This is a genomic window from Bradyrhizobium sp. AUGA SZCCT0177, assembly GCF_018130125.1.
Lineage (GTDB): Bacteria > Pseudomonadota > Alphaproteobacteria > Rhizobiales > Xanthobacteraceae > Bradyrhizobium.
The window spans coordinates 83,264-101,123 of record NZ_JAFCMA010000013.1 but is presented as its reverse complement, the minus strand read 5'-3'; the positions used below and the strand labels follow the sequence as shown (position 1 = coordinate 101,123).

18 protein-coding genes are annotated in these 17,860 nt (G+C 64.0%); 3 read left to right on the top strand and 15 right to left on the bottom strand.

Features of this window, described 5'->3' with window-relative positions:
- Together JQ597_RS17160 and JQ597_RS17155 are read left to right on the top strand one after the other, a co-directional pair.
- A complete protein-coding gene (locus tag JQ597_RS17160) occupies window positions 1–1,857 on the top strand; it encodes a S8 family serine peptidase (RefSeq protein ID WP_502754487.1) in 1,857 nt (618 codons plus the stop codon).
- Window positions 1,858–2,405: 548 nt separating this feature from the next.
- The gene (locus JQ597_RS17155) at window positions 2,406–2,915 is read left to right on the top strand and encodes a TIGR03809 family protein (RefSeq protein ID WP_212265430.1); all 510 of its coding nucleotides are present in this window, start codon (window positions 2,406–2,408) and stop codon (window positions 2,913–2,915) included.
- Window positions 2,916–2,927: 12 nt separating this feature from the next.
- Here JQ597_RS17155 and JQ597_RS17150 read toward each other — a convergent pair whose 3' ends face one another.
- From JQ597_RS17150 to JQ597_RS17125, 6 genes are all read right to left on the bottom strand, one after another.
- Entirely contained in the window at window positions 2,928–4,298 is a 1,371-nt protein-coding gene (locus JQ597_RS17150) for a TIGR03808 family TAT-translocated repetitive protein (protein WP_212265429.1), read from the bottom strand.
- A 222-nt stretch (window positions 4,299–4,520) separates the two neighbouring features.
- Window positions 4,521–5,174, bottom strand: a complete 654-nt coding sequence (locus JQ597_RS17145) for a pyroglutamyl-peptidase I (RefSeq protein WP_212265428.1) — start codon at window positions 5,172–5,174, stop codon at window positions 4,521–4,523.
- Window positions 5,171–6,160, bottom strand: a complete 990-nt coding sequence (meaB, locus tag JQ597_RS17140) for a methylmalonyl Co-A mutase-associated GTPase MeaB (protein ID WP_212265427.1) — start codon at window positions 6,158–6,160, stop codon at window positions 5,171–5,173. Before meaB ends, JQ597_RS17145 begins: the two co-directional genes overlap by 4 nt.
- Before the next feature lie 51 nt (window positions 6,161–6,211).
- Window positions 6,212–7,720, bottom strand: a complete 1,509-nt coding sequence (locus tag JQ597_RS17135) for a tripartite tricarboxylate transporter permease (RefSeq protein ID WP_212265426.1) — start codon at window positions 7,718–7,720, stop codon at window positions 6,212–6,214.
- A gap of 3 nt (window positions 7,721–7,723) precedes the next feature.
- Entirely contained in the window at window positions 7,724–8,209 is a 486-nt protein-coding gene (locus JQ597_RS17130; protein WP_212265425.1) for a tripartite tricarboxylate transporter TctB family protein, read from the bottom strand.
- A gap of 46 nt (window positions 8,210–8,255) precedes the next feature.
- The gene (locus JQ597_RS17125) at window positions 8,256–9,248 is read right to left on the bottom strand and encodes a tripartite tricarboxylate transporter substrate binding protein (protein ID WP_212265424.1); all 993 of its coding nucleotides are present in this window, start codon (window positions 9,246–9,248) and stop codon (window positions 8,256–8,258) included.
- 216 nt (window positions 9,249–9,464) lie between these two features.
- Here JQ597_RS17125 and JQ597_RS17120 point away from each other — a divergent pair, with 216 nt between their 5' ends.
- Window positions 9,465–9,935 carry an SRPBCC family protein gene (locus JQ597_RS17120; RefSeq protein ID WP_212265423.1) on the top strand — a complete coding sequence of 157 codons (471 nt, stop codon included), beginning with the start codon at window positions 9,465–9,467 and terminating at the stop codon, window positions 9,933–9,935.
- Between the two features lie 2 nt (window positions 9,936–9,937).
- Here the strand turns inward: JQ597_RS17120 and scpA are convergent, their stop codons facing one another.
- The 9 genes from scpA to JQ597_RS17075 form a co-directional block, all read right to left on the bottom strand.
- The gene (scpA, locus tag JQ597_RS17115) at window positions 9,938–12,094 is read right to left on the bottom strand and encodes a methylmalonyl-CoA mutase (RefSeq protein ID WP_212265422.1); all 2,157 of its coding nucleotides are present in this window, start codon (window positions 12,092–12,094) and stop codon (window positions 9,938–9,940) included.
- Complete coding sequence (locus JQ597_RS17110) at window positions 12,091–12,549, bottom strand: hypothetical protein (protein WP_212265421.1); 459 nt, start codon at window positions 12,547–12,549, stop codon at window positions 12,091–12,093. The genes scpA and JQ597_RS17110 overlap by 4 nt, the downstream gene beginning before the upstream one ends.
- An 18-nt stretch (window positions 12,550–12,567) precedes the next feature.
- Window positions 12,568–13,032, bottom strand: a complete 465-nt coding sequence (locus JQ597_RS17105) for a GFA family protein (protein WP_212265420.1) — start codon at window positions 13,030–13,032, stop codon at window positions 12,568–12,570.
- 2 nt (window positions 13,033–13,034) lie between these two features.
- A complete protein-coding gene (locus JQ597_RS17100; RefSeq protein WP_212265419.1) occupies window positions 13,035–14,900 on the bottom strand; it encodes a methylmalonyl-CoA mutase family protein in 1,866 nt (621 codons plus the stop codon).
- A 97-nt stretch (window positions 14,901–14,997) separates the two neighbouring features.
- On the bottom strand, window positions 14,998–15,495 hold the full coding sequence (gene folK, locus JQ597_RS17095; RefSeq protein ID WP_212265418.1) for a 2-amino-4-hydroxy-6-hydroxymethyldihydropteridine diphosphokinase: 498 nt from the start codon (window positions 15,493–15,495) through the stop codon (window positions 14,998–15,000).
- A 1-nt stretch (window position 15,496) separates the two neighbouring features.
- Window positions 15,497–15,868 (bottom strand): dihydroneopterin aldolase, encoded by a 372-nt coding sequence (gene folB, locus JQ597_RS17090; RefSeq protein WP_212265417.1) that lies wholly within the window; start codon window positions 15,866–15,868, stop codon window positions 15,497–15,499.
- A complete protein-coding gene (gene folP / locus JQ597_RS17085; RefSeq protein ID WP_212265416.1) occupies window positions 15,865–16,725 on the bottom strand; it encodes a dihydropteroate synthase in 861 nt (286 codons plus the stop codon). The genes folB and folP overlap by 4 nt, the downstream gene beginning before the upstream one ends.
- Window positions 16,726–16,799: 74 nt before the next feature.
- Window positions 16,800–17,207 carry a DUF4332 domain-containing protein gene (locus JQ597_RS17080; protein WP_212265415.1) on the bottom strand — a complete coding sequence of 136 codons (408 nt, stop codon included), beginning with the start codon at window positions 17,205–17,207 and terminating at the stop codon, window positions 16,800–16,802.
- A gap of 43 nt (window positions 17,208–17,250) precedes the next feature.
- A complete protein-coding gene (locus JQ597_RS17075; RefSeq protein ID WP_212265414.1) occupies window positions 17,251–17,616 on the bottom strand; it encodes a DUF2267 domain-containing protein in 366 nt (121 codons plus the stop codon).
- Window positions 17,617–17,860: the final 244 nt, after the last annotated feature.

Sequence of the window (17,860 nt, the reverse complement as noted above, 5' to 3'; positions counted from 1 at the left end):
ATGGTCGATATTGGCGTGAATTGGCGGATAAGGGCGCAGCGCGCGGCATGGGCATTGTCGGCGATGGCGCTGCCGCTTGTGCTGTTCGGCGGTTCGGTGGCCGACGCGCAAGCCATCATGCGCACCCCGAGCCTGAACCTCAATTCCCGCGTGCCGACGATCAATCCGACCGTGACGTCGCGGGTCAATCCCACCGTCGGGGCGCGGGTCAATCCGGTCATCACGGGCCGCCCCGTCATCACGAACCGCCCTGTCATTGCGAACCGCCCGGTCGTCACGACCCGGCCCGGTCCCGGGGTCATCGCGCGCGTTCCGCCGACCACGCACGGCGGAGGCGGAGGCGGAGACACGACGTTGGTCGGGCGGATACCGAACGGGCGCCCCGAGATCTCCCGTGTCGGGGTGGATCCGACGCTTCCTCTGCGCTTCTCGCCCAACCTCTATCCGGTCTGCCAATACGCCAATCGCGGTCCTGACGGCGAATGTTTCGACCGCCCGGTCCTCTCGGTCGATGGCGGCGGCAACGGCACCTCGACCAAGAAGGGCAATAACGCTCCGCGCAACAACGCGCCGCCGCAGGCAGCCGCGATCGACACGCGCGCAATCCCGAACGAACTGGTGGCGGAGATCGACAGCGCGTTATCACCGGCGCAGGCCGATGAACTGGCCCGGCGTCATGGGCTCGAGCGGCTCTCCTCGCAGGAATTCCCGCTGATCGGCGGCACCATCGGCCTGTTCCGGATCATCGATCAGCGCCCGGTGGACGTCGTCCGCCGTGAGTTCGCCGCTGACAGCGCCGGTGGGGTGAAGTCGGTGCAGCTCAATTTCCGATATGTGCTGCAGGATCAGAAGCGCTCGATGAGCGAGGGCGACGCCGCGCAATACGCGGTCGCCCAGCTTCGGTTGCCACAGGCGCACAAGCTGGTCCGCGGCATGAACGTCACCATTGCGGTGATCGATTCAGGCGTTGACGTCAAACATCCCGAACTCGTCAATTCGGTTGCCGATAGTTTCGATGCGCTCGGCAGCAAGGAGGGCCCGCACGTCCACGGTACCGGCATTGCCGGCGCGATCGTGGCGCATGGCAAGCTGATGGGAAGCGCGCCGGAGGCGCGGCTATTGGCGATCCGTGCGTTCGGCAGCGGCGCAAATGGTGCGGAGAGCACCTCCTACGTGATCCTCAAGGGGCTGGACTATGCGGCCGAGCACGGTGCGCAGATCATCAACATGAGTTTTGCGGGACCGAAGGATCCCTTGATCGAGCGTGGCGTTGCTGCAACCGCTTCCAGGGGGATCCTGATGGTGGCCGCCGCCGGCAATGCCGGCGCCAAATCGCCGGCGCTCTATCCCGCCGCCAATCCGAACGTCATTGCAGTGAGCGGAACCGACTCGCAGGCAAAGCTGTTTGCGGCATCGAACCGCGGTGTCCACATCGCCATCGCAGCGCCCGGCGCGGATATCTTCCTGCCGGCGCCGGATGATAAATACCAGATCACCTCGGGTACCTCGTTTTCCGCCGCCTTTGTCAGCGGCGTTGCCGCCCTGATGCTGGAGCGCAATCCTGCGTTGAAGCCGAACGATCTACGCGCGATCCTGACCAAGACCGCCCGCGACCTTGGCGCGCCCGGCCGTGACGATATGTTCGGGGCGGGCGAGGTCGATGCTTTCGCTGCCGTCACCGCCTCGACGGCCGCGCCTGCGGTACCGCTCGCTGCGGTTTCGGGAACTCCGGGATCTCAAAAGGCGCCGGCTCCCGCCGATAACGCTTCCGTGAGCAGAGCGATGAACGACTCGGCGCCGTCGATGGCGTCCGAGAAATCGGCCGCAAACAACGTCAATCGCCCCGCTACGCGGTGATTTTCGGCCGGCTCGCCCCGAATAAAAGTTAAAAAAATCGATCGGCCTTTTGAACGTCCCGCGAAGCTGCTGCGACTAATGAATGTGGGAGCGGTTATCCCTCCCCATCGGCTGTATTCGGCGCGAGCGCCCATCCACCCCAAGCGCCCATATGGCTTGACCCGTCCGGTTGTCCCCCCGGACGGGTCTTTTCTTTTCAGCACCCCGTTTCCGAGTGAGAGCCTCGCCTCCACTGACGCAGGCCGAGCGCCGTTCTGCCATCAAGACGGATCAAGCAGGCTCAGGCTTCCGGGGGTGCGTGCGCCGATCGAACCGCGTTGCCGTCCGTGAAATCACCGCGAGGTCCACGCAACGCGGCCATGCCGTTGAACGGCTTGACCGTCGATAGCGCGAGTAACCCAGCATTCATGCGGGTTTCTTGCACTGGGAGGCGTCCCGTAATGTCACGTACTGGACAAGCAAGAAGTTTTCCACAGAATATCCCCACCACGTCCAGTTGATTCGCCTCTGTTGCGTCTGCGTCCGTTCTTCTCCTTACGGGCAGTTTTATGACACATCATGCAGACGTGGCACGTGGCCGCGATATCGTTGCGCGCTGGTGCAATCTTGCGGAGCAGCGGCTGGATTACCTCACCGAACTGTTCGAGACCGGGCGCTGGCGGCGCTTTCATACCGAAGACGCATTTCTCGAAAATATCCGGGAAGCCAAGGAAGCGGTCGAACTCTGGCGCAAGCTGGAGACGCGCGAGGCCTCGCTCGATAACACCGCTGTCGATCTATCCTGGCTCGGACGTCGCGAATCGACGCTGACAATTAGCGCGCGGCTGCGTGAGTACGCCCCTTCGGCTCCAAGTCTGGCCCTAAGCCTGGCCCCGGTCGCCGCCGAGCCGCCACGCGATGTTCCGGGCGATGTCCTGATAGCGCTGGAAAGCGTACTCGCCGATAGTGCCGAGGCGCCCTCGGTGCCCGATGCGCCGGCGCTGGACGATCTCTCGCCACCGGCGCTCGATCTCGACGTGATCAGGGATCGCTACCCGCTGCTGCGCAACGCGCTGTAGAGGAGCCGCGCCCTATCGCCGCACTGCATTGGTCCCGATCACCACCTGGGCGTAACGCTGGGCGCCTTCGGCGGACAGGTCGGTCGTGATGGCGCGGGCGTGGTCGAGGCCGACCACGGCGCCGCGCGGGGTTTCCGAAATCATGTTGTTGTTGACCAGCGCGGTGCCGGCGCCCGGCACCACCGAGACGCCGACACCGACAAAGGCCTTGCGGATCACATTGCCTGTGATGGCGATGTCGCGGAGATATTTGCCCCAGCCGGCCACGATCCCGAAGGAGGGCGCGTTCTCGATCACGTTGCCGGTCACGGAACTGTCCGCCTCGACATAAATGCCGACGCCGGCGTCATCGTCCGGAATGGTGCCGACCGGCCGCTTCGGCAACAGATTGCGGATGATGTTGCCTTGCACGACCGCGATGCGGCCGCCCTCGTTGAAATTGCAGACGGAGACGCCGACGGCGGCGCCATCGACGGTGTTGTTGGCGATCACGGCACCTTCGAACGAGAATTCCGAATACAGCGCGACCTCGCGGACGTCGCTGACGCTGTTGCCTGATATCTGGATGTTGGACGCCGAATTGCCGCGCACCGCCGAATAGTCGCAATTGCGGATGCGGTTGCCGCGCACGATCACGTTGCCGGCGCGGAAGGCGTTGATGGCGTTGCCGTACTGGCCGGAGCCGCCGGGGCCGGCCTTGATGTCCTCGATGCGGTTGTCCACGACCAGCGTGCCGTCATCTCCGATCGCGGTCCGCAAGATCTCGATGCCGTTGTCGTTGGTGTCGATGATGGTGTTGCGCGAGACGATCAGGCCCTTTGCATCGAACGATACCACCGCCGTGGTCGCGATCTTGGTGAAGATGTTGCCGCTGATGTCGCCGGAGACCTGTTCGAGCCAAATGCCGTTGCCGCCGCTGGCGGTGATTTCGCAGTCGGTGATGCGGACGTCGCGCCCACCCGCGCAATGGACCAGACCGCGCCGTGTCGGCAGCGGAATGGCGCCGCCGTCGAACGTGATGCCGGACAGACCGATGCCGCCGGCCCCCTCGCTCTGCAGCATCGATGCGCCGCCACTGAAGACGAATTTGGTCGCGCCGCGCACGCCGACCAGTTGCGAGCCGTTTTGCAGGCGGAGCAGCCCGGTGCGGTAGACGCCCGGCGGCAGCGATAACGGCACCTGCGCCCGCGCGGCTTCATCGATCGCGCGCTGCAGCGCCTTGGTTTGATCGTCGGGACTGCCGGGGCGCACGCCATATTGCGTGGCGTCGCGCCCGAACGTCGAGGCCGGCGGCGCCGCGCGCGCAGCGTCCGGCGACATCGCCAACGCGCCGGCAATGCCGGCGGCGGAAACGCCCATGAACTGGCGGCGTTTTGCGTCCATGATTCGATATCCTCGCGCAATGCAGGCCATGGCATTCGCAAGCCAAAGCTAGCGCGAAAATGGACCGGCGCATGGTGAACACGAGGGCGGAACAGGGCGATTGTTGGGGGTAGGGTTAATCCTGGGTAGACCGGTCGTAGGGTGTGCAAAGCGCCAGTGTGCCCACCATATCGCTCAACGAACAGGATTGGTGGGCACGGCGCAAGAGCGCCTTTGCCCAACCTACGAAGTCAGTACCGCCTGCCTCGCCAGTTTCACCATCTCGAGCAGCATCGCCTCGCCGGCATCGACCAGTTCATCGAGCGTGATGCGTGCGTTGCCCTTGCGCCGCAATGCGCCGCCGCGTGCGAGCGGCGGGATGTGCACGAACGAGGCCAGACGGAGATGATCGTTGGCGGCGGCAGCCTCGATCGCGCGCCAGCTCAAATAATTGCAAAGATAACTACCAGCATCGCGCGATGGCCGCGCGTCGATGCCTGTCGCCAGCGCAGCGCGCAGCAGCCGCAACGTATGCGGACCGAACCGCATCGCGTCCGGGCCGAGCCCGATCGATCCCTTGCGGACGCGGGTTTGCGCCGCATCGGGCCATAGCAAAGTCACGGCGTTGCGCGCACGGGTCTCGATCCTGACATGCGCAGTGCGGCCCGCCAAGCCGAACATCAGTATTGCCTGCGGCCGGTATTTTGCGAGAGCTTGAGGCAATTCGAGGTCGACCGCCTTGTAGGTCACAGGAAAGATGTGACTCGATATTTCCACGTCGGCAAAGGCCGGACGGCGCACCCGCAACAGCCGCTCGACCAGCGCCTGCGTCGGATTATACGGCGCGCCCGGAAACGGACCGAAGCCGGTGAGGAGAATGCGAAGCCTGTCGTTCACCGCAGCATCTCCGCGATCTGTTCGGCCGCAACCGCCGGCGTGATGCGCCCGTCGGCGACCTCGGCCTCGGTCTTTTTCACCCTGGCGCGGATCGCGGGGTCGGCGCGCAGCCGCGCCATCATCCGCTGCTCCAGCATCGACCACATCCATTTCACCTGCTGCTCGCGCCGCCTGCCTGCAAATTCGCCCGAGGCATTCATGGCGGTGCGGTGATCGAGGATCTTCTGCCACAGCGTGTCCATGCCGGTGCCGGTCAGCGCCGAATAGGTCAGCACCGGCGGATGCCAGTGCTCGGAACGGGGCGTTAGAATATGCAGCGCGCCGCGATATTCTGCAGCGGCGAGATTGGCGCGCTTGATATTGTCGCCATCGGCCTTGTTGACCGCGATCATGTCGGCGAGTTCGACCAGGCCCTTTTTGATGCCCTGCAATTCGTCGCCGGCGCCGGGCAGCATCAGGGCCAGGAAGAAGTCGGTCATGTCGCAGACCGCGGTCTCGGACTGGCCGATGCCGACCGTCTCCACCAGCACCACGTCGAAGCCGGCCGCCTCGCACAACAACATCGCCTCGCGGGTTTTCGCGGCGACCCCGCCGAGCGTGCCTGATGCAGGCGAGGGCCGGATGAAGGCGTTGTCGAAGGCTGACAATCGCGCCATCCGCGTCTTGTCGCCGAGGATGGAGCCGCCGGTGCGTGCCGAGGAGGGATCGACCGCCAGCACCGCGACCTTGTGGCCGCCGTCGATCAGGAACATGCCGAGCGCATCGATGGTGGTTGACTTGCCGACCCCGGGCGACCCGGTGATGCCGACGCGCACGGCCTTGCCGGTGTCGGGCAGCAGCGCCTGCACCAGGTCGCGCGCGGCGGCCTGATGGTCGCCACGGCGGCTCTCGATCAGGGTGATCGCACGCGCCAGCGCGGCGCGGTGACCCAAACGCAGATCCTTGGCGAGCTTGTCGATATCGGGGGGAGCAATCGGCCGGTTCATGCCTTGGTTTACAACGGCTGTGCGGTGCAGGCGAGGGGATCGTGTGGCGTGTTAGCGGGGCGCGGCGGCGGGCGAAATCGCCTTGAGCCGTCGCCACCCCCAGACCAGCACCGGCCAAATCAACGCGCCGATCGCCAGGGCGGCGAGGATCGCGGAAATCGGTCGCTCGAAGAACGGCAACACGCTGCCATCGGACTTGATCAGCGAAGTCACGAAACTCTGCTCGATCATGGTGCCCATCACGATACCGAGCACCATGGCGGCGACCGGATAACCGTTGGCTTCCATGACGTAACCAATGATTCCGAAAGCCGCGACGGTCACGACGCCGAACATGTTGTTGCCGATGGCGAACGAACCGACCGCGCAGCACAGCATGATGAAGGGCATGACGGAGGAACGGGGCGCGCGCAACACATAACTCGCCAGACGGATCATGACGATGCCCAGCGGAATCATGATGATGTTGGCGATGATGAACATGAGATAAATCGCATACATGCTCGACGCCTTCTCAGTGAACAGCGTCGGGCCGGGGTTCAATCCTTTCATGTAGAGCACGCCGATGGCGATGGCCGCGATGGTGTCGCCGGGAATGCCGAACAGCAGCGACGGCACCCAACCCGACGCGATGCTGGCGTTGTTGCTGGCGCCGGCTTCGACCAGGCCCTCAACGTGGCCGGTTCCGAACTTCTCGGGTTCCTTCGAGAAGCGCTTGGACATCGCGTAGCTGACCCACGCGGCCATGTCGGCACCGGCGCCTGGCAGCACCCCGATGATGATGCCGATGATGTTCCCGCGTGTCATCTGCCAGCGATATTTCTTGGTGAGCCTCCACTGGCCCGCCATGATGCTTCCGAACTTGCGCTTTGGGATTGGTGGCGGTTCCGGCGTCAGCATTGCACGCATGACTTGCGCCACGGCAAATACGCCAACCAGCGCCGGGATCGGTTCGATGCCGCCGAACAGATCGGTCATTCCAAACGTGAAGCGAGGCACGCCGCCGGGATTTTCGATCCCGACGCAGGCGACAAGCAGGCCGATGAACATGCCCGCAATGGCCTTTACGGGCGAAGAGCGCGCGACCAGCGTCGCGCACATCAGGCCCAGGAACGCGAGCCAGAAGTATTCGAAGGTCGAGAACGACAGCGCGATCTCGGCAAGCGGCGGTGCGAGGATCATCAGCGAGAGCGTGCCCGCGATACCGCCAACGGCGGAGAACCATACGCCGGCGCCAAGCGCCAGTTCGGCTTCTCCCTTGCGGGTCATGGCATAGGCTTCGTCCGCGTAAGCTGCCGAGGCGGGAGTACCGGGAATGCGAAGCAACGCGCCAGGGATGTCGCCGGAGAAGATCGCCATCGTGGACGCCGCCACGATGGTCGCAATCGCGGCGATCGGTGACAAATAGAACGTAACCGGGACCAGCAGGGCGGTCGCCATCGTCGCGGACAGGCCGGGCAGCGATCCTATGACGAGGCCATAGACCGATGCCGCCAGCATCGCGATGATGACTTCCCAGGTGGAAATGAGCGCGAACGCTTCAATCAGGGTGTTAAGCATGGGTCACCACGGCATCGGCAACAGCCCGGCCGGGAGCGGCACGCGCAGTAGCTTGCTGAAAATCAGATGGATGACGATCGGTGCCATCACCGCGAGCGGTAGCGAAAGCTTCCAGCGCGCGCCGAGCGCGCTCGACGTCACGAACACGATCAGCGCGGCCGTGATGATGAAACCCAATCGGTCTGCGACCGCCACGTAGAACAACAGCAGCGCCGGCGGTAACAGTGCGCGCAGGCCGTAAAGCTTGCCGGTGGGCGGCCGCGCTTGACCGGCCTCGAGCGGAATAATCTCTTCTTCCTCTTCGAAGGTGCGGCCGATGCCGAGGGCAATCGCAAGCCCGCAAAGCGCGAGACCCGACCCGATCACCAGCGGAAAGATATTGGGGCCCACCGGCTGACCGGGCACGGGCGGCAGCAGCCAGCCGCCATAGGCAGCCGCCGCTCCGAGCCCAACGAGAAACAATCCCGTGACTTGATCGGGAAGACGCATAAAACGAGCCCCACGTATTTCCGAGCAAGTGAACCGGTGGGACCGATCAGGCCTTGGAGAGGCCGGCAGCCTTCATCGCCTCGCCCATTTGGGCGTCGCCCTTGTCCATGAATGTCGCGAATTCCGTCGCGTCGCCCCACACCGTTCCGAAACCGCGATTGCTCATGAAGTCCTTGAAGTCCTTGGAGTCGTAGACCTTCTTCAGCGAAGCCGTGAGCTTGGTCGCGACATCAGCAGGCAGGCCCTTCGGACCCGCAATGCCGCGCCACGCCCCCGTCGCATAGTCGATCCCCATCGACTCCTTCAGCGTCGGCACGTCAGGGAATGACGGGTTGCGCTTGGGCGCCATGATGGCGAGGCTGCGCGCCTTGCCGGCCTCGATGATCGCGCGCGCTTCCGGCACCGAGCAGGTGGTCAGGTCGAGACCACCAGCCGCGAGGTCCTGCATCGCGGGCGCGGCACCGTTCGACGGCACCCAGGCCACCTGATTTGCAGGAAGTCCGAGCGCCTGCATCCAGCCGACCAGCGCCAGATGCCAAATGCCGCCCTGGCCGGTGCCAGAGGCTTTGAACTTGCCGACGGGCGCTGCCTTGATGGCGTCGGCGAGCTCCTTCACGGTCTTGTAGGGCGACGATGAAGGGACCTGGATGCCGGGCGGGTCCTCATTCATCAGGGCCAGCGGCGTGTAGCTCTTTGGCGCCAGTTCGGTCAGCCCCTGCCAGTGCATCATCGAGATTTCCACCGTCAGCATGCCGATGGTGTAGCCGTCGGGCGGCGCGGTTGCGATTGCGGAATGGCCGACCACGCCGGAGCCGCCGGTGCGATTGACCACGTTGAACGGCTGGCCAAGGTCCTTCTCCAAAAGCGCCGCCACGATGCGCGCGGTCGCATCGGTGCCGCCGCCGGCGCCCCATGGCACGATCACGGTCACCGGCCGTGCCGGGTAAGCCTGCGCCAACGCCGGTTTGAATCCAAAACCCGCGACGGCCGCTGCTGCGGCGGTTGAAGCCGCAAATGCGCGGCGCGTAATTTTGGTCATGTAATCCTCCCTGCGGCGTCCCTGACAGCGGGCGCTCTTGTGATGCAGCATTCTAGGCGGCTTTGCGCTGCGCTCGCAAGGCGTTACGCGATATGCGGGATGATCGCCGGTGGGACATCACGACACATCCGGAAATCGGGTGGCGGCGATCAGGGGGCACGGATAGGTATCCATGCGCGGCGTCACTGGATAGCCGCGATCGACTGCGGAGGTAACATGACGACAGCCTATTACAGCACCGTGCTGGATTATCCGCTTGCTACCGTGTGGTCGCTGATCCGTGATTTCAATAATTATCCGGCCTATATCGATGGCGTGAGCGAAAGCGTCATCGAGGACGACAAGGGCGGCGACGAAGTCGGTGCCATCAGGCGCTTCTGCTATCTCGGCACTTGGATCCGGCAGCGCCTGGCTCGTCATTCCGACGCGCGGCACACCCCGACCTATGCCGGCATCGAGCCGTTCCCGTTTCCACCAGATCTTCTGCCGGAAGCACCAGGCCCGACGCGCTACGAGGGCACCATGCACCTGACGCGAATCGTCGAGGGCGACCGGACCTTCATTGAATGGGATGTCGCGCTCGACACCGCGCCTGACGATGCTGATCGCTGGCGGACGCTGTTCCAGTCCTGGATACCGGACTGGACCCATTCGCTGGAGCGGGCATTGGAGCGCCGCGCTGGATGAGGTTACTCCGCCGCCTCGCTGTGCCCCAGCCTTGCATTGAGCTTGTGGATCAGCTCTTCGGCGGCGTCGGCAATCACGGTGCCCGGCGGGAAGATCGCTTCCGCACCGGCTTTGTAGAGCGCCTCGTAATCCTGCGGCGGCACTACGCCGCCGATGATGATCATGATATCCTCGCGGCCCTGCTTCTTCAGCGCGGCCTTCAGTTCCGGCACCGCGGTGAGGTGGGCGGCCGCCAGCGACGAGACGCCGAGGATATGCACGTCGTTCTCGACCGCCTGCCGCGCGGCTTCGTCGGCGGTGGCAAACAGCGGTCCGATATCGACGTCGAAGCCGACATCGGCAAAGGCTGACGCGATCACCTTCTGGCCGCGGTCGTGGCCGTCCTGGCCGATCTTGGCGACCAGGATACGGGGGCGGCGGCCCTCGGCATCCTCGAACGCATCGATCAGCGCCTGCACTTTTTCGACCCGGTTGGACATGGTGGACGCCTCCCGCTTGTAGACGCCGGTGATGGATTTGATTTCCGCGCGATGCCGTCCGAACACCTTCTCCATCGCGTCCGAGATTTCGCCGACTGTGGCTTTGGCGCGCGCCGCGTCGATGGCGAGCGCCAAAAGGTTGCCGTTGCCTTCGCCGGCGCTGCGCGTCAGCGCCGCCAGCGCCTGGTCGACGTCCTTCTGATTACGCTCGGAGCGCAGCCGCGACAGCTTGTCGATCTGCAGCCGACGCACGGTGGAATTTTCTACCTTCAGCACGTCGATGGCGGCCTCGTTGACCGGCTTGAACTTGTTGACACCGATCACGGCCTGCCGTCCGGCATCGATCCGCGCCTGCGTCTTGGCTGAGGCTTCCTCGATTCTTAGCTTCGGCACACCCGCCTCGATCGCCTTCGCCATGCCGCCGAGCGCCTCGACCTCCTGGATATGGCCCCAGGCCTTGGCGGCGAGATCGCGGGTCAGCCGTTCGACGTAATAAGAGCCGCCCCAGGGATCGATGATGCGGTTGGTGCCGCTTTCCTGTTGCAGGAACAATTGCGTGTTGCGGGCGATGCGCGCCGAGAAATCGGTCGGCAGCGCCAAGGCTTCGTCGAGCGCGTTGGTGTGCAGCGATTGGGTGTGGCCTTGCGTCGCCGCCATCGCCTCGATGGTGGTGCGCATCACATTGTTGAAGACGTCCTGCGCGGTCAGCGACCAGCCCGAAGTCTGGCAATGCGTGCGTAGCGACAGCGAGCGCGGGTCCTTCGGGTTGAACTGCGTCAGCAGCTTGGCCCACAGCAGCCGCGCCGCGCGCATTTTTGCCACCTCCATGAAGAAATTCATGCCGATGGCCCAGAAGAACGACAGCCGCGGCGCAAAACGGTCGACGTCGAGGCCCGCCGCCAATCCGGCGCGCAGATACTCGACGCCGTCGGCCAGCGTATAGGCGAGCTCGAGGTCCTGCGTCGCGCCGGCTTCCTGCATGTGATAGCCGGAGATGGAGATGGAGTTGTACTTCGGCATCTTCTGCGAGGTGTAGGCAAAGATGTCGGAGATGATCCGCATCGAGGGGGTAGGCGGATAGATGTAGGTGTTGCGCACCATGAACTCTTTCAGAATGTCATTCTGAATGGTGCCCGACAGTTTCTCCGGCGGTACGCCCTGTTCCTCGGCGGCGGCAACGAACAGCGCCAGGATCGGCAGCACGGCGCCGTTCATCGTCATCGACACGCTCATCTGGTCGAGCGGGATGCCGGCAAACAGCGTGCGCATGTCATAGATGGAATCGATCGCCACGCCGGCCATGCCGACGTCGCCGGAGACGCGCGGATGATCGGAGTCATACCCGCGGTGCGTCGCCAGATCGAATGCGACCGAAAGGCCCTTTTGTCCGGCCGCGAGGTTGCGGCGGTAGAACGCGTTGGAATCTTCCGCCGTTGAGAACCCGGCATATTGCCTGATCGTCCAGGGCTGGTTGACATACATGGTCGGGTAGGGGCCGCGCAGATAGGGCGCAATGCCGGGCCAGGTCTCGAGGAAGTCGATGCCTTCGAGATCAGCCTCGCTGTAGCCGGGCTTGACGAGGATGCCCTCGGGCGTCAGCCAAGGCTCGGCGCCGGCAGGCGGTGCCGGCGCGTCGACCGGCTCGAACTTCACAGCGGTGAAATCGGGTATTCTGCTCATGATGAGCGGCCTTCCTTCAATTTCGCTATCCGTGCCTCGCAGTCCGCGAGACGCTTCAGAGTCTCAGGCTCGCCTGCGATCTGCTCTGAACCGAGCGCAAGCACTTCTCCTGCTCGAAACGTAATACCGAACAACGTTATTCTTCGCGAAAAAATGTACGCCAATAGCGGTAAACCCACTACCACGAAAAGGACGGTGGAAGCCGGAACCTGGCCGGCGAAAAACCCTGCCACGATCAAAATTGCGATGCCGCAAACGATGGCAATCCCGGTTACCGCAAGCCATGCCGGCGCCTGGTCCTCCGGCGATGCCGGCCGCAGCCAGCGTGCCGACCGCATCGGATAGAATGGTCCGTTATGATAAGCGATCATCGAGAGCAGTCGATCGCGCTCAGCTTCGAGTTGCGGCAGGTCATCCTGACCAGCCATATCGCCTGCTGAAGGTGTCTGTGCCATTCGGGTCGCGGCCTGTCCTCAATCATGGTCCGGATGCTGGTGGCTGACGATACGGCTAAGCTTTTCGCTACCAGTACCCTCAAGCGTGCTCCTGCCAGGCAGATCGCCGATCCTGCCGACCCAGGCCAAATGGGACTCGGTGCCGGTGGCGTAGGTCGGAACCACGAGGTCCGGCCGGTCGAAACTGCCGGTGGTAAGCTCGATCACCGTTCCGTCGATCACCCGGTAGCTGAGCGGCGTCCCACACGCGGCGCAGAAGTCGCGCTCGGCGATCGTCGACGAGCGATAGGTCGCCGGTTTGCCGCGGGTCCAGGCAAAATCCTCGTGCTTGACTTCGGCGAGCGAAATGAAAGGGCCGCCCACCGCTTTCTGGCACATGCGGCAGTGGCACAAGCCTATCTTCACCGGGCCCGCATAAGCCGCGAAACGCACGGCGCCGCACTGGCAGCCGCCGGTCAGAACAGCTTTTCTCTCCGATGTCATGCTCACTCCATCCGCTTCCAGGCGTCCTGCAACATTGCGAGCGCATCGCCGCCGGCAAAAATGAAGTCACCGACGCCGGCGGCCCGTAGTGCTGCTTCCTGTTCGCCGGACCGGCCTGCCAGATAGATATGCTTTGCACCGCTGGCTTGAAGGGCCTGTGCGGCCGCTATCGCCTGAGCGGCATAGACTTTGTCGGAGGAACAGAGGCACGCCACGTCAGCGCCGGAGGCCTTGAATGCGGCGGCAAGCGCCGCCGGATCGGCAAAGCCCTGCGTATCGATCGCCTCGATGCCGCCGGTCTCGAAGAAGCTTTTTGCAAATGTCGCCCGCGCGGTGAAATCGGCCGGGGTGCCGAGATTGGCGAGGAATATCTTGGGCCGTGCGCCGCCGTTCTTGAGCTTATCGTCCGATTTGTCGCGCAACGCTTCGAACGGCGCGGCCAGCCGCATCGGCGGCAGCGCGTCGAACTTGAATTTGGCTTCGCCATAGGGCGCCAGCGCAATCGGTTTTGCGTCCAGCACCGCGATCTCGGCCTCGTGCAGGTTCGGAAATTCGCTGGCGCCGGTCAGTACGTCGCGGCGCTTGGCGATGTTGGTCTCGCGCACGGCTCGCGTTGCAGCGACCTTGCGCTGGATCAGGTTCTGTTCGAGCGCGGGGAACAGGCCGCCGGCCTTTTCGATGTCCTGAAACAGCGACCACGCGGCTTCGCAAAGCTGTTTTGTCAGCGTCTCGATGCCGCCGGAGCCGGCGGCGGGATCGGACACTTTGGCGAGGTTGGATTCTTCCAGCAGCACCAACTGCGTATTGCGCGCGGCGCGGCGCGCGAACGGATCGGGCAAGCCCAGCGCCAGCGTATGCGGCAGCACGGTGATGGCGTTGGCGCCGCCGAGGCCGGCGGAGAAGGTCGCCATCGTCGCGCGCAGCATGTTCACGTACGGGTCGCGCTGCGTCAGCATGCGCCAGGCGGTATCGGCCGCGACGAACAGCGGTTTGGGCACGAGGCCACAGGCCTGTTCGACCCGCGCCCACAACAGCCGCAGCGCGCGGAATTTCGCCAGCGTCAGGAATTGGTCGGCGTCGGCGGAAAGCCGCGCATAGACCATGCCCTGCGCGTCTTCGAGCGAGATGCCGGCCGTTTCGATCGCGCGCAGATAGGCGACGCCTGCGGCGAGCACAAACGCCAGCTCCTGGACTTCCGATCCGCCGGCATCGTGGATCACGCGCCCGTCGGCGGCCGCGAGCGGACCTTTGAAGCCGAGCGCGGCAAGGCCTTTGACGGCGCTGGTGACCGCGGGCACGATCTCGGACCAGCTATAGGGGCTGGATCCCCACACCGCGCCGGCCCCGAGCGGGTCGAGCCCGAAACGGATATCGCAGGCCGCAGGATCGAGCCCCTTGCCCTTGATATATTCCGCGACATGGATGGCCGCCATCCGCGACTGCGGACCGATCTGAAGTTCGATGCCGATGCCGGCATCGAGATAGATGCCATCGAGGATTTGCGCCACCGCTTCCGGCGAGGGATCCAGCCCGAAGCCGTAGGCGCCATTGGCGCCGGCGAACACGAGGGTGAGCCCGGTCGCGCCATTTTCGAGGTCGTGCAGCGCCTGCGCGTTGGCCGCTTTAGCGTCGGGATGATCGGCCCGCTGCATGATCCGCCAGGGCGTGGCCGCAGGGCGGCCGGCGACCGGGGCGGCGCCTTGCGCGCGCGGGTAGATCGGATCGATCTTCAATCCATCGGATGTCTTGCCGACCAGTTTTTCGAACGGCGCGCCTTTCAGCACCCCGTCGACCAGCTTGCGCCAGTCTTCGTAGTTCGCGGGGGCAAAATCCGCGGCTAATCGCAACTCATTGGTGGTGGTCGTCATCCGGACAGTCGTTCCTTGGTCGCCTCTTGATTTGGCCGGAAATTGCCACGGGGCGGCCGCCAAGCCAAACGGTTGTTTTAGGCCACCCGGGGCCTAGTCAGGGCTGGTCGAGGTCGGGTAGTCGCAAAATACCGGCGGTCGAAACCGCCGCCAGCGCGTCCCTGACGCTGCGTCCCGCAATGATACGGTCGGGCACGATCTCGGCGAGCGGCACCAGCACGAAGGCGCGCTCGAACAGCCGGACATGCGGCAGTGTCAACTCCGGCTTGTCGATCTTGACGTCGTCATAGGCGATCAGGTCGAGGTCGAGGGTGCGTGGGCCCCAATGCTGCTCGGCGGCGCGGTCGCGGCCGAACTTCTTCTCGATCTTGTGCAGCGTGAACAGCAGCGCATGCGGATCGAGGCTGGTGTCGATTTCGATGCAGGCGTTGATGAAGGGCGCCTGCGCTTCATTGCCCCAGGGCGGCGTGGTGTAATCCGACGAACGCGCCAGCAATGCCGCCTGCGTCATGCCGCAAATGTTGGAGATGGCCTTGCGGAACGTCGCGCGCACGTCGCCGACATTGCCGCCGAGCGCGATCAGCACGTCCGCCATGTCAGGGCGACTGCCTTGTGCGCATCAAGACCACGCCGACATCGTCAAAGATCGCGGCGATCGGCGCGTGCGGCTTGTGGACGGTGACCTCGACCGCGTTGATGCGCGGAAACGCGACCAGGATGGCATCGGCCACGGCGCCGGCCGCACGTTCCAGCAGTTTGTAATTGGTGTTCTTGAACGCCGCCGTCGCGGTCGCGACCACGTTGGAGTAGGACACGGTGTCGGACAGGCGGTCGGTGCGCGAGGATTCCGACAGGTCGACGGAGAGCTCGAGATCGATCACGAAGCGCTGGCCGACTTCGGTTTCGTGTTCCATCACGCCATGGCGGGCATGGATGACGACACCGGTGATGAAGATCGTATCGGTCATCTCTGCAGTTCCCCAATGGCGGCTGCGACGCGCAGCGCTTGAACGGTTTCCACAACATCATGGGCACGGATGATGCGCGCGCCGCCCTTGGCCGCAATCAGATGGGCGGCGATCGAGCCGCCAAGGCGCTGATGCGGTTCCGACGGCGTCACGACACTAATGAAGCGCTTGCGCGAGGCCCCGACCAGCAGCGGCAGGCCGAAGGATTGCAGCTCATGCAGCCGCGCCAGGGCCGTCATGCTCTGTTCCGGCGTCTTGCCAAAGCCGATGCCGGGGTCGAGCACGATCTTGCCAGGTGAAATACCGGCCTTCGCGGCGACGTCGAGCGATCGCGCGAAGAATGCAGCGATATCCTTCATGATGTCGATCGCGGGATCGGCGCTGTCGCGGTTGTGCATGATGATGACGGGCACCTGGTGTGCCGCGATCAGGCCGGCCATGCCGGCATCGCGCTGCAGCCCCCAGACATCGTTGGCGATGACGGCGCCATGGTCGAGCGCCCAGGCGACGACGGCCGATTTCATGCTGTCGATCGAAACGGGAATCCCAAGCGAAACAACCTCCGGTAGCACCGGTTGCAACCGCTTCAACTCTTCTTCTACCGAGATCGGTTCTGATCCATAGGGTCGGGTCGATTCCGCACCGATGTCGATGATGTCAGCACCTTCGGCGACCATCCGGCGGGCCTGCGCAAGCGCGCTTTCGGGGGCAGCGAACTGTCCGCCATCGGAAAATGAGTCGGGGGTTACGTTCAGCACGCCCATCACGGCCGGGCAGGGCCGTGACAACAGCGCCGGCAGGTCAAAATGACCGGCCGGGCCGGCCGCGGTGGCGGGTCTGGACATGCTTACGATCATGCGGTCGCTTTGCGCGGTCCGCGCCAGTGAGTCAAGACGCGAGACCCCGCCAGCGTATGTCGGCTGGCCGACTTTTAATAGCTGATTTTCGGCTGAAGCTTGCGCGCCTGGGCGATCAGTTGCTCGACCGATTTCTCCGAGGGCATGACGCGGACCAGCTTGCGCCTGGTATTCACGTCTTTCATGTTCTGAGCGAGCCGTGCCGGGTTACGCAGCGCGAGTTCGCGAACCGTCGGCACGCCGGCAGCGCGCACCAGCCCGACCTTCGCCTTGCCCATCCCGGGAATCCGCATGTAGTCGGAGAAATTGGCCCATTCGAGCAGCTGCTGTTCACTGATCCCGGTCTGCGCGGCGAGCGCCTTGCGTCCTTTGACGGTGCGGGCGGCTTCAAGCAGCGCTTCGGTCGTGCGAATGCCAAGCGATTTGAGTTTCGAGGCAGAGTAGGCGGTCAAGCCTTCGATCTCGGAGAGGGGATATGTCATGATACTCGATGCAAGAGAATGTGCGCGGCCGAAGCGGGGTGTTTCAAGCGAACTGGCTTAGCCCCGGTGTCCCCGAAATGATCTCGCCCATTTTGTCCGCTCCGATTTTGTCGCGGCCGAACCTGAAAAGTTCACGCGCCACGTTCTGAATCTCGTTCATGCCCAGACCAAGCGCCATCAGCTTGGTGCCGAGCGCCATCAGCCCGCCGCCCATCAACCTGGAGAAGCCGCTGTTGCTGTTCGAGGCCGCGATCGCAGCCTCAGCACCTGGAATTTGGTCGATCAGAGCCTGAACCTTGTCGGAAGGCCCCTCGTTACGGAGGAAACCCAGAACGATGCCGATGGTTTTTTCAGCGACAACGCTATCGATGCCGGCCTTGCTGGCCAGCTGTCCAATCAATTCGTCCATATTGCCCCGCCCTCAGCCGGTTTGTTACCGGGTCGTACCTTGTGAATTTATCTTGAGCGTCTGCGACCTGAAATACAAGCGATCCGCGCGCGCGAAGGCGATTTCATCCTAGATCGCTCGTCGAGTGTTGCAGCAATGCAAGAGTGATGCGGGATTCACGCCATGTTACCGCACTGCGGCCCTCGTATTTCCACCGGAGTTAGAGAAAAGTATGAGACAGGGTGTGCAAGGCCCGGGCTATGTC

Excerpts from the sequence above, each read along its gene's own strand:
- JQ597_RS17160 (WP_502754487.1), top strand. The coding sequence starts at position 1 with ATGGTCGATATTGGCGTGAATTGGCGGATAAGGGCGCAGCGCGCGGCA.
- JQ597_RS17155 (WP_212265430.1), top strand. The coding sequence starts at position 2,406 with ATGACACATCATGCAGACGTGGCACGTGGCCGCGATATCGTTGCGCGC.
- JQ597_RS17150 (WP_212265429.1), bottom strand. The coding sequence starts at position 4,298 with ATGGACGCAAAACGCCGCCAGTTCATGGGCGTTTCCGCCGCCGGCATT.
- meaB (WP_212265427.1), bottom strand. The coding sequence starts at position 6,160 with ATGAACCGGCCGATTGCTCCCCCCGATATCGACAAGCTCGCCAAGGAT.
- JQ597_RS17135 (WP_212265426.1), bottom strand. The coding sequence starts at position 7,720 with ATGCTTAACACCCTGATTGAAGCGTTCGCGCTCATTTCCACCTGGGAA.
- JQ597_RS17130 (WP_212265425.1), bottom strand. The coding sequence starts at position 8,209 with ATGCGTCTTCCCGATCAAGTCACGGGATTGTTTCTCGTTGGGCTCGGA.
- JQ597_RS17125 (WP_212265424.1), bottom strand. The coding sequence starts at position 9,248 with ATGACCAAAATTACGCGCCGCGCATTTGCGGCTTCAACCGCCGCAGCA.
- JQ597_RS17120 (WP_212265423.1), top strand. The coding sequence starts at position 9,465 with ATGACGACAGCCTATTACAGCACCGTGCTGGATTATCCGCTTGCTACC.
- scpA (WP_212265422.1), bottom strand. The coding sequence starts at position 12,094 with ATGAGCAGAATACCCGATTTCACCGCTGTGAAGTTCGAGCCGGTCGAC.
- JQ597_RS17110 (WP_212265421.1), bottom strand. The coding sequence starts at position 12,549 with ATGGCACAGACACCTTCAGCAGGCGATATGGCTGGTCAGGATGACCTG.
- JQ597_RS17105 (WP_212265420.1), bottom strand. The coding sequence starts at position 13,032 with ATGACATCGGAGAGAAAAGCTGTTCTGACCGGCGGCTGCCAGTGCGGC.
- JQ597_RS17100 (WP_212265419.1), bottom strand. The coding sequence starts at position 14,900 with ATGACGACCACCACCAATGAGTTGCGATTAGCCGCGGATTTTGCCCCC.
- folK (WP_212265418.1), bottom strand. The coding sequence starts at position 15,495 with ATGGCGGACGTGCTGATCGCGCTCGGCGGCAATGTCGGCGACGTGCGC.
- folB (WP_212265417.1), bottom strand. The coding sequence starts at position 15,868 with ATGACCGATACGATCTTCATCACCGGTGTCGTCATCCATGCCCGCCAT.
- folP (WP_212265416.1), bottom strand. The coding sequence starts at position 16,725 with ATGATCGTAAGCATGTCCAGACCCGCCACCGCGGCCGGCCCGGCCGGT.
- JQ597_RS17080 (WP_212265415.1), bottom strand. The coding sequence starts at position 17,207 with ATGACATATCCCCTCTCCGAGATCGAAGGCTTGACCGCCTACTCTGCC.
- JQ597_RS17075 (WP_212265414.1), bottom strand. The coding sequence starts at position 17,616 with ATGGACGAATTGATTGGACAGCTGGCCAGCAAGGCCGGCATCGATAGC.